We start from the raw sequence: 13921 nt of genomic DNA on the forward strand, positions 1-13921 counted from the left end.
AAGGATCGGGCGCGAGAGGGAAGCATCTCCCCCGTGAGAGCGAAGTGCCGGTGCCGGATAGAGCCAGCACCGGCACTTCCGTTCAACCCAGCCGAAGCGTCGTCTTCGGGTCGAACGCGTGCGTCTCGCCCGCGCCGCGCAACGCGACCCGGACGTTGTCGCCGATCCGCGGCGGCGTCCGCCCGTCGACCCGGACCACGAACCGGTCGTCGCCGACCTTGCCGTGCAGGTACGCGTCCGCGCCCAGTTCCTCGACGAGCTCCACCACCAGCTCGAAGCCCTCGTCTGCCTCGCCGACCAGGCGCAGCGACTCCGGCCGGATCCCGAACACGACCTCCGACAGCCCCGCGGCCGCGGTCCGCACCTCGGTGGGCAGCGGCACCACCAGGTCGCCCAGCTGCACGCCGCCGTCGGACAGCGGCAGCGTCGCCAGGTTCATCGCCGGCGACCCGATGAACCCGGCCACGAACGAATTCTCCGGTTTCTCGTACAGCGACCGCGGCGCGGCGCATTGCTGCAGCACGCCGTCCTTCAGCACGGCCACCCGGTCGCCCATCGTCATGGCCTCGACCTGGTCGTGCGTCACGTAGATGGTCGTCGTGCCGAGCCGTTGCTGCAGTTTCGCGATGTTGGCGCGGGTTTCGACGCGCAATTTCGCGTCCAAATTGGACAGTGGCTCGTCCATCAGGAACACGCTCGGCTCGCGCACGATCGCCCGGCCCATCGCGACCCGCTGCCGCTGCCCGCCGGACAACGCCTTCGGCTTGCGGTCGAGGAAACGGGACAGGTCGAGCATCGCGGCGGCCTCGTCGACGCGCTTCTTGATGTCAGCCGCCGAGAAACCGCGCAATTTCAACGCGAAACCCATGTTGTCGGCGACCGTCATGTGCGGGTACAGCGCGTAGGACTGGAACACCATCGCGATGTCGCGGTCCTTCGGCGGCAGGTCGGTGACGTCGCGGTCGCCGATCCGGATGGCGCCCTCGTTGACGTCCTCCAGCCCGGCGAGCATCCTCAGCGCGGTGGACTTGCCCGAGCCGGACGGGCCGACGAGCACGAGAAATTCGCCGTCCGGCACTTCGAGGCTCAACTGGTCGACCGCGCGGACGCCCGGGTTGCCGGGATAGACGCGCGACGCCTTGTCGTAGATCACTTCAGCGGACATCTGCGTTCTCCCTTACTTCACAGCACCCATGGAAAGCCCGCGCACCAGGTGGTTCTGCGCGATCCAGCCCACGATCATCACCGGCAGCGAGGCCAGCAGCGCGGCGGCGGACAGCTGGGCCCAGTACAGGCCCTCGCTGGTGATGAAGCCGACCAGGAACACCGGCACCGTGCCGGCCCGGGCGGCGGTGAGGTTGACCGCGTAGAAGAACTCCGTCCAGGAGAAGATCACGCAGATCAGCGCGGTCGCCGCGATGCCGGGCGCGACCACCGGCATGATGATCTTGCGCAGCAGCGTCGGCAGGTTCGCCCCGTCGATCCGCGCCGCCTCGATCATTTCGCCGGGGACTTCCAGGAAGAACGACCGCATCATCCAGATCGCCAGCGGCAGGTTCATCGCGGTGTACAGGATGATCAGCGCCCACACCGTGTCCAGCAGGTTGGTGTTCTGCGAGATCACGTACAACGGGATGATCGCCGCGACGATCGGCAGCATCTTGGTCGACAGGAAGAAGCCCAGCGCGTTCTTCGTGCCCTTCACCGGGGCCAGCGACAGCGCGTACGCGGCCGGGATTCCCAGCAGCAGCACGAGCAGCGTCGAAATCACCGTGACGAACGCCGAATTTCCCAGGTACGGCAGGAAACCGCTGTTGAGCACGCCAGAGATCTGGTCGAAAGTCGGCGTGAAGAACAGCTTCGGCGGATCGGTGTAGGCGTCGTTTTCCTGTTTGAACGCGGTGAGAATCATCCACAGCAACGGGAAAACGAAGAGGATCGCGATGATCCAGGTCGCGACGGTCAGCGTGCCCGGGCCGTAGCGGCGTTTGGTCTTGCGCCGCGGCGGCGGCGCGGTGTCGGTGGCGGCGGGCGAGGCGGTGGCGGTTGCGGTGCTCACTTGACTCCTCCGTCCACGGAGAACGCGCGGAACATCAGCCGCAGCGCGAACGTCGCGACGATCATCGTCAGGATGACCACGACGACGCCCATCGCGGACGACTGGCCGATGTCGAAGCCCTCGAACGCGCGCTGGTAGATGTAGAACGGCAGGTTCGTGCTGGCCGTGCCCGGACCGCCTTGCGTCATCAGGAAAATCGCGTCGAAGCTGTTCACGATGTAGATCGCGCCGAGCAGCGTGGCCAATTGCAGGAAGCGCGACAGGTGCGGCAGCGTGATCGACACGAAGGTGCGCCAGCGGCTCGCGCCGTCCACCGACGCCGCCTCCAGCACCTCCTTCGACTGGCTTTGCAGCCCGGCGAGGATCAGCAGCGTCATGAACGGCGTCCACTGCCAGATGATCTGCGCCATCACCGCGGCCATCGGGAACTGCGAAAGCCAGTCGGTGTCCGTGCCGAACACGAAGTGCAGCAACCCGAAACTCGGGTCGAACACCGTCGTCTTCCACAACAGCGCACCCGCTGCCGGGAGGATCAGGAACGGCGTGATCAGCAGCGTGCGGACGAAGCCGCGGCCGAAGAACTTCCGGTCGAGCAGCACCGCGAGCCCGAGTCCGAGCAGCAGCGAAAGGAACACGCAGACCACGGTCAGCACCACCGTGTTCAGCAGCGCGCCGAGGAACGTCGTGTCGGTGAAGACGTCGACGTAGTTGCGGAAACCGACGAAGTGCCGCGAGCCCGGGCGCACCAGGTTCCACGACTGGAACGAGTAGAACAAGGTGAGCAGGAACGGAATCTGCGTCACCGCGATCACGAAGATCAACGCGGGCAGCAGCGGAAGCCGCCGTTTCCCGGTCGAACCGGTCACTTTCTTCGCAGCGGGCTTCGCGGTCGACGGCGCGGTTCCGGCGGGGACGGAGAGGGTGCTCATCGCTGCACCTCCTGATAGGACTTTCCGACGGATTCCGCGTATTTCTGCGATTGCGCGAGCGCGTCGGCGACGGAGGTCTGACCGGCGATCGCGGCGGACAGCTGCTGGCTCACCCGGGTGCCGAGGTCCTGGAACTCCGGGATCCCGACGAACTGGATGCCCGGGTACGGCACCGGATTCACCATCGTCTTCTGCTGGTTGGCCGCCGCGATGCCGTCCAAAGTGGGCTGTGCGTAGGCTTTCGCGGCTTCCTTGTACTGCGGGATCTCATAGGTGGACTTGCGCGTGCCCGGCGGCACCCGGTTCCAGCCGTAGGTCTGCCCGATCTTCTTCGCGTATTCCTTGTTCGTCATCCACGCCATGAACTTCCAGGCGTCGTCCTTGTTCTTGCCGACCTTCGGAATGCCCAGCGACCAGGTGTAGAGCCAGCCGCTCGCCTGCGTCTTCTCCACCGGCGCGGCGACGTACCCGTTCTTGCCGCTGACGTGGCTGCTCTTCGGGTCTTCCGTGGTGCCGGTCATCGACGTGGCGTCGTACCACATCGCGGCGTTGCCCTGCGCGTACTTCGTGCCGCATTCGGTGAACCCGGCGCTGGAGGCGCCGACCTCGCCGTGGTCGCGCAGCAGGTTGACGTAGAAGTTCGCCGCCTGGGTGAACTCCGGGCTGGTCAGCTTCGCGTTCCAGTCCTTGTCGAACCATTGCCCGCCGAAGGTGTTCGCCATCGTGGTGAACGGCGCGAGGCTCTCGCCCCAGCCCGGCTTGCCGCGCAAGCAGATTCCCGCGATCCCGGCCTGCTTGTCGTCGAGTTTCGCGGCGAAACCGGCGATCTGCTGCCACGTCGGGTGCGCCGGCATGTCCAGCCCGGCCTTCTGGAACAGGTCCTTGCGATAGACCACAAAGGACGATTCGCCGTAGAACGGCACCGCGTACATCTGGTTCTCATACGACAGCGACTGCCGGATGCTCGGGATGAAGTCGGCCTCGTCGTAGCCCGGCGTCGCCTTCATGTGCGGTTCGAGGTTCTCCAGCCAGCCGTTGGCCGCCCATTGCGGAGCCTCGTAATTGCTGATCATCACCACGTCGAACTCGCCGCCCTGGGTGGCGGTGGACGCGGTGATCTTCGCCCTCGCCTCGTTTTCCGGCAGGGAGACGAACTTCAGCTTGATCCCGGGGTTGGCCTGCTCGAACTCGCCCTTGAGCGAGATGGCGTCCTTCATCTGCGGATTGGACACGATCGCGACGACCAGTGTCCGCCCGCCGGTGCCGAGCGCCCCGGCTCCGGCGCATCCCGTCACTAACAACGCTGTCGCGGCAAGGAGGCACAGGAGTTTACGCACCGCCACCACCTCCGGGCAGCACCTGGATCTTGAGGCCGGACCCGCTGCGCATCTTCGCCAGCGCCTCGGGGTACTGCTCGAGCGGAAGGGTGTCGGTGATCAGCGCTTCGGTGTCGATGTAGCCGTTCGCGACGAGGTCGAGCGCGTTGCCGTAGCTGTTCAGCACGGCCATCGAACCGACGATGGTGATTTCGTCGTTGTAGATGCGGAACGGCGAAAGTGCGACGCGTGCCTCAGCCGGGGCGACGCCGAACACGAGCAACCGGCCGCCGCGGTGCAGCGCGTTGAACGCGGCCTCGATGGCAGGTGCCGCGCCAGTGCAGTCCACGGCGGCGTCGAAGCGTTTATCGTCCAATTCGGACACATCGGAAGCCACCGCGGCCGCACCGAGATCAGTCGCCCGCGGCAGCCGTGCGGCGTTGCGGTCGACCATCGTCACGTGCGCGCCCGCGCGGAGCAGAAGCTGCTGCATGATCAGGCCCATTGTGCCCGCGCCGACGACGAGGAAGCGCTCGCCCGCTTCCACGCCGATCCGGCGCACGCCGTGCACCGCGCAGGAAACGGGTTCGACCAGCGCGCCCTGCTCCCAGGTCATCGAGTCGGGCATCCGGTAGCAGGTGTCGGCGGGCACCGCGACGTACTCGGCGAAGGCGCCGTTGACCGTGTCGCCGGTGGCGTTCCAGTTCGCGCAGAGGTTGCCGTGCCCGGACCGGCACGGGGTGCAGTATCCGCAGTAGATCGACGGGTCGACCGCGACCCGGTCGCCGACCTTCCACTCGGCGGGCACGTCCGCGCCGAGTTCGACGATCTCCCCGGAGAACTCGTGCCCGGGGACGATGGGATACGGGGTCGGCGGGAAATGCCCGTCGGCGATGTGCAGGTCCGTGCCGCAGATCCCGCAGGCACCCACCTTCACGACGACCTGGCGCTCCCCGGGCTTCGGATCGGGAACCTCGCCGACCCGGATCTCCCCGGGCCGGTCCACGATCGCGGCGCGCATGCGTCATCACCTTCCAAGATGCTCATTTGAGCGATTTTGACTTATGCCGTAGGTAACATGCGTAGGCATTACAGGCTCCTGCCTGCAGATCCGTCAACCGGCAAAGCTCATTTTTGCGCTATCCTGCTCATGTGAGCAGGAAAAAGGGGCCACCGCCGCTGACCGAAACGCTGCTGCTGGCGACCATGGCCAGGCGGTTTTACGTGCAGGGCGCCTCGAAGCTGGAGATCGCCGACGAGTTCGGCATGAGCCGGTTCAAGGTCGCGCGGATGCTGGACGCGGCACTCGAGTCCGGGCTGGTGCGGATCGAGTTCGACCTGCCCGCGCCGATCGACGTCGAACTGTCCGACGACATCCGCCGCGCCTACCGGCTGGACCGCGTCCTCGTGCTCGAACGAGCATCCGAGACGGAGCCGCGCGAGATCGTCCGCAAGCAGGTCGGCGCGCTGGCCGCCCGGCTGCTGGAGGAGATCGCGACGCCGGACGACGTCATCGGGCTGTCCTGGGCGCGGTCGGTCAACGCGATGACCGAGGCGATCCGGACCCTGCCGCGCTGCCCGATCGTGCAGCTGTGCGGGGTGCAGGCCGGGATGGACATGCGCGGCCGCTCAGTGGAGACGGTCAGCCGGGTGACGTCGGTGTCCGGCGGCGATTCGTACCCGATCTTCGGCCCGCTCGTCCTGCCTGACCGGCGGACCACCGAGATCCTGCGGCACCAGCCGGGCATCGCGGAAACGTTCGCACAGTTCGGAAAACTCACCAAGGCCGTGGTGAGTATCGGTTCGTGGGAGGCCGGGGAGTCCACTGTGTACGACGCGCTGGACGAGGCCGAACGCGCCGCCATCGCCGCCCGGGGCGCGACCGCCGAGGTCGCCGCGCGGCTGTTCGACGCGGACGGGAATTCGCTCGGCACCGGGCTCGCGCACCACGTGCTGGCGATCAGCCACGAGGAGCTGAGCTCAGTGCCCGAGGTGATCGCGATCGGTTACAGCCGCCCGAAAGCCGAGGCCGTGGACGCTGTGTTGCGATCCGGACTGGTGTCGACGCTGGTCACCGACGCCGCGGCCGCCGTACCGCTGCTGGAGCTGGCGCGGGCCAGGCCGTTGCCCTCGTGAGCGCCAGCGCCGGTTCTAACCGGCGCCGCCACTCACGACACCCGAGTCTGCGCCTCCACCACCCGATCCCCGTACTCCTCCGCCCACCTTCCGAACCCCTCGATCGGCCCGAGGAAACTCACCCCCAGCTCAGTCAGCTGATACGCCCCTGCCGCACGCTCGACGAGCCCGTCGCGTTCCAGCCTGCGCACCGCCTCGGTGAGCACCTTCGCGCTGATCCCGCCGATGCGCGTGCGGAGCTCACCGTGCCGCAGCGGGCCGTTCCTCAACGCCCACAACACGACTGGATGCCAGGTGTTGGCCACGAGGTCGAACGCGAGCCGGGTGCGGCAATCGGCCATGAACTCCATAGTTACCTTTCGGTTCCTGCCCTGGTCCATAACGTCGCTTCCGTACAACCACGCGACGACAGGAGACCTTCCCATGCGCATCGCCCTCTTCGGCACCGGCGGAATGGCGTCCGCCCTCGGCGGCCAATGGACCCGGCACGACCTGACCGTTTCCGGCCGTTCCCCCGCCGCTGCCGCAGCCTTGGCAACCGAACTCGGCACCGAGGTCGCGGACTGGGCCGACGCCGCCGCCCGAGCGGACGCCATCCTGCTGGCCGTCCCGACCACCGCCCTCGAAGCCCTGCTCACCCCGCTCGACCTGGCTGGCAAAGTCCTCATCGATTGCACCAATACCCCCGGCGCGACCGGCGAACCGGTGGCCGCCCGGATCGCCGAATACGCCCCGGGCGCGTCGGTGGTGAAGGCGTTCAACCTCGCCCACGTGGACGTCTGGCGCATGACTCCGCCGCTGTTCGAAGGCCGTCCGCTCGGCGTCCCGCTGTGCGGCGCCCCGGACGCCGTCGCCGTGGCAACGGAGCTGGTCCAGGACTTGGGTTGCACTCCCCTGCCCGCTGGCGGCCTGGAGCGAGCCGCCCTGCTGGAAGCCGCCGCCGGGCTGGCGATCGGCCTGTGGTTCGACGGCTTGGACGCGCGTTCCATGCTCATGGGGAGCTGATCGGGCCTATCCTGGTCGCCTATGGGCGGATCAGCGATCATTGTCGGCGGGGGAATCGGCGGCCTGGCCGCAGCGATCGGCTTGTCCCGAGCCGGCTGGCAGGCCACGGTCCTCGAACGCCTGCCCGGCGAACTGGACGACGCCGGTTCCGGCATTTCCCTGGCCGCCAACGGAGTTCGAGCCCTGGACGCTTTAGGAGCCGGCGACGCACTCCGCGCCGCCGGCCGCTTCCAGCGCACGGTGAGCACCCGCGACCCCCGCGGCACCTGGCTGGCCCGCATGGACGGAGCCGAACTCGAACGCGTCGCCGGAACCCCGATCGTCGGCATCGCACGGTACGAACTGCATCGGTTGTTGCGGTCGCTGCTGCCCTCGCCGGCGGTGCGAGATGAGGTCACCGCCGTCGAGGGCAACACTGTGCTCACCACGTCCGGCCGCCACGAAGCGGACGTGGTTATCGCCGCCGACGGCGTCAACAGCCGACTGCGCAAGCACTTCTTTCCCTCGCATCCCGGGTCTGTCTACAGTGGATCTTCAGTGGTTCGGGCCATTACCGCCGAACCGATCGGACTGTCCTCTTCGGACTTCAACCTCACCTGGGGCCGAGGAGTGGAGTTCGGCCACATCGTCCTGGCGGACGGTCGAGCGGAATGGCACGCAGTGTTGACTGTTCCGCCGGGCACCCGGTATCCGGATCCGCTGGCCGAAATGCGCCGCCGCTTCGGTTCCTGGCACGAGCCGATCACCGCGTTGCTCGACGCGACCGAACCGGAAGCTGTTCTGCACCACGATGTGTACGAGCTGGTTACGCCGTTGCCGTCCTATGTGGCCGGTCGCGTTGCCTTTCTCGGCGATGCCGCACACGCTATGCAACCGAACCTCGGGCAGGGTGCCTGCCAGGCATTGGAAGACGCGGTGGCACTGGCGGCCGCGCTCTCGTCCGCCGACATCGACACCGCGCTCACCCGATACGACGCCGAACGCCGCCCGCGCAGCCAAGCCGTCGCCCTCGCCGCCCGACGCACCGGCCGGATGGGCCAGCAGCTGACGAACCCGGTCGGGATCGCGGTGCGGAATCTGATGTTCCGGGCCATGCCGACGTCGGTGATGGCCCGGTCGATGCTGCGCTACACCCGGTGGCAACCGCCACGCCTGAACCCTAGCGAGCAGGAGTAACCGGCAATGGACACGAACACTGTCATCCTGATCCTCGGCGTACTCGTAGTGGTCGGTGTTCTGGTGCTGCTGTGGCGAGGACAGAAGGGCACCCGGCCGAGCACTCTCAAGCTCTCCCTGGCCGAAATCTTCAAGATGGACCTGTCCTTGTCCCCGCAAAACACGGCGCAGGCACAGGAAGACATCCGCGAGGCAGAGAAGACCAAGTCCGCGCAAAGCTCCCCGGCCGCACTTCCCGAACCGGGGGCGACGAGCGCGCTGGCCCGGGTGCTCTGGATCGACGACCACCCGGGCAACAACGTCTACGAAACCCTCGCACTCGAGCGCCTCGGAAAGCTCGTCACCGTGGCGACCACCAGCGCGGCCGCGCGCATTTACCTCAGCCGGATGGATTTCGCCGCGGTCGTCACCAACCTCGGACGCGACGACGATCCCGAGGCAGGCACCCGGTTCATCCAGGAACTCCGGGCCGCAGGCAACCGGATTCCGGTCGTGGTCTACACCGCGAACGCCAGTTCCAGCGCCGCCGACGCCGCCCGCACGGCGGGTGCTGACGCGGTGTTCGACCTCCCGCATCTTCTCGTCCAGGACATCGAATCCCGAGTCACGAGCAGTCGGCGGAAGCACTGAATGCTCACCAGCGGCCGACGGTCCGGGCGCGAACCCTCAGAGCTGATTCACATCCACGACCCGGACCACAGCAGTGCCCACCTCGTCCGAAGCACGCAAATCGACCTCCGCGCTGATCCCCCAGTCATGGTCCCCGGCCGGATCGTCGAAGATCTGCCGCACCCGCCACAGATCCGGCTCCTGCTCGATCAGCAGCAGAGCCGGGCCACGCGCGTCCGGGCCGATCCCGAGCGAATCGTGCTCGTCGAAGTAGTCCTCGATCGCGTCTTCCCACGCGCCGGAGTCCCAGCCGGAGCCGGAGTCCAGCGAGCCCAGGGTGTCGTAAGCCCGGCGCGAAGCCAGCTCCACCCGGCGGAACAATTCGTTGCGCACCAGTACCCGGAACGCCCGCTCGTTGCGCGTGACCGCGGGCGGTTCGGCGGGCGGGCGGTGCGAAACCGGGCCCTCCTCGTCCGGATGCCGCAGCGCTTCCCATTCGTCCAGCAGGCTCGAGTCGACCTGGCGCACCAATTCGCCGAGCCATTCGATGAGGTCCTGCAACGATTCGGTCTTCGCCTCGTCCGGCACGGTGTGCCGCAACGCGTCGTAAGTGTCGGCGAGGTAGCGCAGCACCAAACCCTCAGAACGCGCGAGCTGATAGAAGCCCACGTATTCCACGAAGTTCATCGCGCGCTCGTACATATCGCGCACCACCGACTTCGGCGACAGCTCGTAATCCGCCACCCACGGATGCCCGGCGCGATAAGACTGATAAGCCGCGTTAAGCAGCTCCTCCAACGGTTTCGGGTACGTGACGGACTCGAGAAGCTCCATCCGCTCGTCGTACTCGATCCCGTCGGCCTTCATCGCCTGCACGGCTTCGCCACGCGCCTTGAACTGCTGCTGCGACAGCACCGGCCGCGGGTTGTCCACAGTGGATTCCACAATGGACACAACATCCAAGGCGTACGACGGCGACTCCATGTCGAGCAATTCCACCGCGGCCAGCGCGAACGGCGAAAGCGGCTGATTCAAAGCGAAATCGAACTGCAGATCCACCGTCAGGCGGACAATGCGCCCCTCGGCATCTGGCTCGGGCAGCCGTTCCACGACGCCGGCGGCCAGCAGTGAGCGGTAGATCTCGATCGCCCGCAGGATCAGCTTCCGCTGCGTCGGACGGTCCGAATGGTTGTCCTCCAGCAGATGCCGCATCGCGTCGAAAGCGTTGCCGGGGCGCGAAATCACGTTCAGCAGCATCGAGTGGCTGACCCGGAAGCTGGACGTGAGCGGTTCCGGATCGGCCGCGATCAGCCGGTCGAATGTGCTCTCGGTCCAGTTGACGAAGCCCTCCGGCGCTTTCTTCCGGACGATCTTCTTTTTCTTCTTCGGGTCGTCGCCCGCCTTCTCCAGCGCTTTCGCGTTCTCCACCACGTGATCCGGGGCCTGCACGACGACATAACCGTCAGTGTCGTAACCGGCCCGGCCCGCGCGTCCGGCGATCTGGTGGAACTCGCGCGCCTTCAAATGCCGCTGCCGCACGCCGTCGTACTTCGTCAGCGCCGAGAACACCACCGTCCGGATCGGCACGTTGATGCCGACGCCGAGGGTGTCCGTCCCGCAGATCACCTTCAGCAGCCCGGACTGCGCCAGCGTTTCGACCAGCCGCCGGTACTTCGGCAGCATGCCCGCGTGGTGCACGCCGATGCCGTGCCGCACGAGCCGCGAGAGCGTCTTGCCGAATCCGGCGGAGAACCGGAAGTCGCCGAGCAGGTCGGCGATCGCCTCCTTCTCCGCCTTGGTGGTGACGTTGATGCTCATCAGCGTCTGCGCCCGCTCGATGGCCGCGGCCTGCGAGAAATGCACGACATACACCGGCGCCTGGCCGCCGTTGAGCAGCTCGGACATCGTCTCGTGCAGCGGCGTGAGCGCGTACCGGAAGGTGAGCGGCACCGGCCGCTGCGCCGACGTGACCACCGCGGTCGGCCGTCCGGTCCGCCGGGTCAGGTCCTTTTCGAAGAACGAGACGTCGCCGAGGGTGGCCGACATGAGCACGAACTGCGCGTTCGGCAGCTCGATCAGCGGGACCTGCCACGCCCAGCCGCGGTCCGGTTCCGAATAGAAGTGGAACTCGTCCGCGACGACCTGGCCGACCGGGGCGTCGGCACCGTCGCGCAACGCGATGTTCGCCAAGATTTCCGCGGTGCAGCAGATGATCGGGGCGTCCGCGTTGACACTCGAATCGCCGGTCATCATGCCGACCTGCTCAGCCCCGAAGATCTCGATGAGCTGGAAGAACTTCTCCGACACGAGCGCCTTGATCGGCGCGGTGTAAAAACTGCGTTTGCCGTGTGCGAGCGCGGTGAAGTGCGCGCCGACCGCCACGAGGCTTTTGCCGGAGCCGGTCGGCGTCGACAGGATCACGTTGGCCCCGGAGACGACCTCGATCACCGCCTCCTCCTGCGCGGGGTACAGCTCGATCCCCCGTTCGGCCGTCCACGTCGTGAAGGCTTCGAACAGGGCATCTGCGTCGGGATCCGCTGGCAGGAGGTCGGTGAGAGTCATTGTGTCGACCATCGTGCCATCCCGTCCCCCGCCGCGGGTGCAGGGGAGATCGCGGGTGCTTGCCCTAACCCGTAGGCTTCCGGTACCGCGCGCTGCCGGAGGGGACGGACAGGCGGGCGCGCACACGGGCGGTACTCGCGGAGGATTCGGCAATGGCACAGGACATCATCCCGATCGAACTCGGGCTGCCGCAGGGCGACGTGGTCACCCTCTGGGCCCCCCGTTGGCGGGAGGACGGCGAGGAGTGGGAAGCGTTCCTCGGCGACGAGGACGACCTGTACGCCTTCCCGGACGCCGCGCACCTGGCCGCCTTCGTGCGCACGGCCGAGCAGCACGACCTGCTCGACCACCCGGCGTGGGACGCGGTGCCCGCGCTGAACGTGCCCGAGCTGATCCCCGACGACGACCACTCCTACGACCTCGTCGGCGTGCCCGAACTGGTCGCCGAGGAGCCGGACTCGTGGACGATCGGCGAACTGGCCGAGATCGTCGGCATCGTGCGTTCGCTCGCCGACGTGTGCGAGCTCGACGAGGTGCACGAGGTGCTCGACGCCTACGAGGGCTTCTCGCTGCTGGAGCAGGGCCGGCTGCCGTTCACCGGGCGCGAGGGCGAAGCGCTGTGGAACGACCTGTCGAAGGCCGTCTCCGAGAAGTGGGACACCGTGCTCGACGCGATCGACAACCTGGTGACCGTGCCGGACGTCGACGCCGCGGTGCTGGAGCAGACCGCCGAAGAGCTGGCCGCCTTCCACGAGGAGTCCGCTGAGGCGGAAGCCGGCGAGGAGGACGGCGGGCCGGAAGACCTCGAGGCCGTCGACGGCGAGGACGAGGACGCCGAGGACGAGCCGGTCGGCTTCTGGGGCGAGGTCGGCATCGACCCGATCAAGATCGTCACCTCCGGCGCGGAGTACTACACGCTGCGCTGCTACCTCGACGACAAGCCGGTGTTCCTCGGCAACGACGGCGAGATCGACGTGTTCAGCTCGCCGAAGGCGCTGCTCAAGGCGATCAAGGCCGGCGACGAACTGGCCGACACCGACATCGCCGGCGTGTCCACTTGGGACGAGGTCCGCGAGAAGGCGGCGGCCGACGAGCTCGAGGTGGAGGTCGACACCGACAACACCTACGTGTTCCCCGGCCTCGACGACGACATCGCCGAGGGCCCGGAGTCGATCGACCCGACCCAGCTCGAGCTGGCTGTCGAGCTGATCACCGACGCCGCCGAATGGGCCGGCGACGACACCGTCGAAACCGCGCTGGCGGCCAACGAAAGCCTCGGCTGGCTGGTGTCCTTCGTGCTGCGGCCGGACCCGAGCCGGCTCGAGCCGAGCGCTCCGTTCGACACCGAGCAGAGCGCGTGGCGCAAGCTGGTGGAGGACTTCGAAAACCGCCTCACGGTGGTCTGAACCTTTTAGAGGGCGTCGAACACGCTCTCGGCCGAGTCACCGGCGGAGAACATCTTCCAGGCGACGCCGGCGATCGCATCCGGATCCAGGGTGTGGCCGCCGGCGTCGCCGTATTTTTCCGGCTGCCCGACGACCATCCGGTGAATGTCGCCGCGTTCGATCAGACCGCCGATGATGAGGCTGCCCGCGTACACCCCGGTCCCGGCCAGCCCCTCGTGCAGGGTCCGCGCGTAGTTCCGCAACGCCGCTGACGACACCGCCAGCGCGCCGAGCGCGGGCATCGGCCGCACCGCGCTGAGCCCGCCGGCGAACAGGAATCCGCCGCTGCCGCGCTCCAGCATTCCCGGCAGCAGCTTGCCGACGACCTCGACCGCCGGATACACCCAGCTCATCGCTTTCTGGACGGCGTCCGCGGTCGCTTCGGTGATGTCCGTGGGAATGCTGTCCGGTTCGATCGCGGCCGGACCGTAGTAGACGACGTCAATGATCCCGAACCGCTCGGTGATTTCGTCGAGCGTCGTCCCGATGCCGTCGCGGACGTCGCCGACGAACGCTTCCGCGTTGTCGAGTTCGGCCAGGTAGGCCGGGTGCCGCTCAGCGGTACGCGAAACGAGGGCGACGTGGTAACCCTCGTCGGCGAACCGGTGTGCCATCGACATTCCGAGGCCGGGTCCGGCTCCGAGCACGACAGCGGTCGGGCGAGTGGTCATGGCTTGTCCTTCC

Annotated in this window: 13 protein-coding genes; 5 read left to right on the plus strand and 8 right to left on the minus strand. The window is 67.4% G+C overall.

The features are described from left to right. Positions 1 to 82 precede the first annotated feature (82 nt). The 5 genes from ugpC to ABZX37_RS22255 form a co-directional block, all read right to left on the minus strand. Positions 83 to 1165, minus strand: coding sequence for a sn-glycerol-3-phosphate ABC transporter ATP-binding protein UgpC (gene ugpC / locus ABZX37_RS22235; RefSeq protein ID WP_354742313.1), 1083 nt, complete (start codon positions 1163 to 1165; stop codon positions 83 to 85). Between the two features lie 12 nt (positions 1166 to 1177). Further along, entirely contained in the window at positions 1178 to 1966 is a 789-nt protein-coding gene (locus ABZX37_RS22240; protein WP_116201681.1) for a carbohydrate ABC transporter permease, read from the minus strand. Between the two features lie 89 nt (positions 1967 to 2055). Continuing rightward, positions 2056 to 2988: a sugar ABC transporter permease gene (locus ABZX37_RS22245; RefSeq protein ID WP_354742315.1), complete on the minus strand. Its 933-nt coding sequence runs from the start codon at positions 2986 to 2988 to the stop codon at positions 2056 to 2058. Further along, positions 2985 to 4331: a sugar ABC transporter substrate-binding protein gene (locus ABZX37_RS22250; RefSeq protein WP_354742505.1), complete on the minus strand. Its 1347-nt coding sequence runs from the start codon at positions 4329 to 4331 to the stop codon at positions 2985 to 2987. The genes ABZX37_RS22245 and ABZX37_RS22250 overlap by 4 nt, the downstream gene beginning before the upstream one ends. Then, a complete protein-coding gene (locus ABZX37_RS22255) occupies positions 4318 to 5325 on the minus strand; it encodes a zinc-dependent alcohol dehydrogenase family protein (protein WP_354742317.1) in 1008 nt (335 codons plus the stop codon). The genes ABZX37_RS22250 and ABZX37_RS22255 overlap by 14 nt, the downstream gene beginning before the upstream one ends. Before the next feature lie 185 nt (positions 5326 to 5510). Between ABZX37_RS22255 and ABZX37_RS22260 the strand changes: the two genes are divergently transcribed. Further along, the gene (locus ABZX37_RS22260) at positions 5511 to 6440 is read left to right on the plus strand and encodes a sugar-binding domain-containing protein (RefSeq protein ID WP_354742507.1); all 930 of its coding nucleotides are present in this window, start codon (positions 5511 to 5513) and stop codon (positions 6438 to 6440) included. 32 nt (positions 6441 to 6472) lie between these two features. Here the strand turns inward: ABZX37_RS22260 and ABZX37_RS22265 are convergent, their stop codons facing one another. Continuing rightward, positions 6473 to 6790 carry a helix-turn-helix domain-containing protein gene (locus ABZX37_RS22265; RefSeq protein ID WP_354742319.1) on the minus strand — a complete coding sequence of 106 codons (318 nt, stop codon included), beginning with the start codon at positions 6788 to 6790 and terminating at the stop codon, positions 6473 to 6475. A gap of 73 nt (positions 6791 to 6863) precedes the next feature. Between ABZX37_RS22265 and ABZX37_RS22270 the strand changes: the two genes are divergently transcribed. The 3 genes from ABZX37_RS22270 to ABZX37_RS22280 are packed head-to-tail and all read left to right on the plus strand — an operon-like array spanning position 6864 to position 9251. Further along, a complete protein-coding gene (locus ABZX37_RS22270) occupies positions 6864 to 7445 on the plus strand; it encodes an NAD(P)-binding domain-containing protein (RefSeq protein WP_354742321.1) in 582 nt (193 codons plus the stop codon). Between the two features lie 21 nt (positions 7446 to 7466). Beyond that, positions 7467 to 8621, plus strand: a complete 1155-nt coding sequence (locus ABZX37_RS22275; protein WP_354742323.1) for an FAD-dependent monooxygenase — start codon at positions 7467 to 7469, stop codon at positions 8619 to 8621. A 6-nt stretch (positions 8622 to 8627) separates the two neighbouring features. Continuing rightward, entirely contained in the window at positions 8628 to 9251 is a 624-nt protein-coding gene (locus tag ABZX37_RS22280; protein WP_354742325.1) for a hypothetical protein, read from the plus strand. Positions 9252 to 9287: 36 nt separating this feature from the next. Here ABZX37_RS22280 and ABZX37_RS22285 read toward each other — a convergent pair whose 3' ends face one another. Further along, on the minus strand, positions 9288 to 11792 hold the full coding sequence (locus ABZX37_RS22285; RefSeq protein ID WP_354742327.1) for a DUF3516 domain-containing protein: 2505 nt from the start codon (positions 11790 to 11792) through the stop codon (positions 9288 to 9290). Positions 11793 to 11944: 152 nt separating this feature from the next. Between ABZX37_RS22285 and ABZX37_RS22290 the strand changes: the two genes are divergently transcribed. Further along, positions 11945 to 13198: a primosomal protein gene (locus ABZX37_RS22290; RefSeq protein ID WP_354742329.1), complete on the plus strand. Its 1254-nt coding sequence runs from the start codon at positions 11945 to 11947 to the stop codon at positions 13196 to 13198. Between the two features lie 5 nt (positions 13199 to 13203). On the opposite strand, the gene ABZX37_RS22295 is transcribed toward ABZX37_RS22290, so the two are convergent. After that, a complete protein-coding gene (locus tag ABZX37_RS22295) occupies positions 13204 to 13908 on the minus strand; it encodes an SDR family NAD(P)-dependent oxidoreductase (RefSeq protein WP_354742331.1) in 705 nt (234 codons plus the stop codon). Positions 13909 to 13921: the final 13 nt, after the last annotated feature.

Origin of the sequence: Amycolatopsis sp. NPDC004079 (assembly GCF_040610415.1) — a bacterium.
Lineage (GTDB): Bacteria > Actinomycetota > Actinomycetes > Mycobacteriales > Pseudonocardiaceae > Amycolatopsis > Amycolatopsis halotolerans.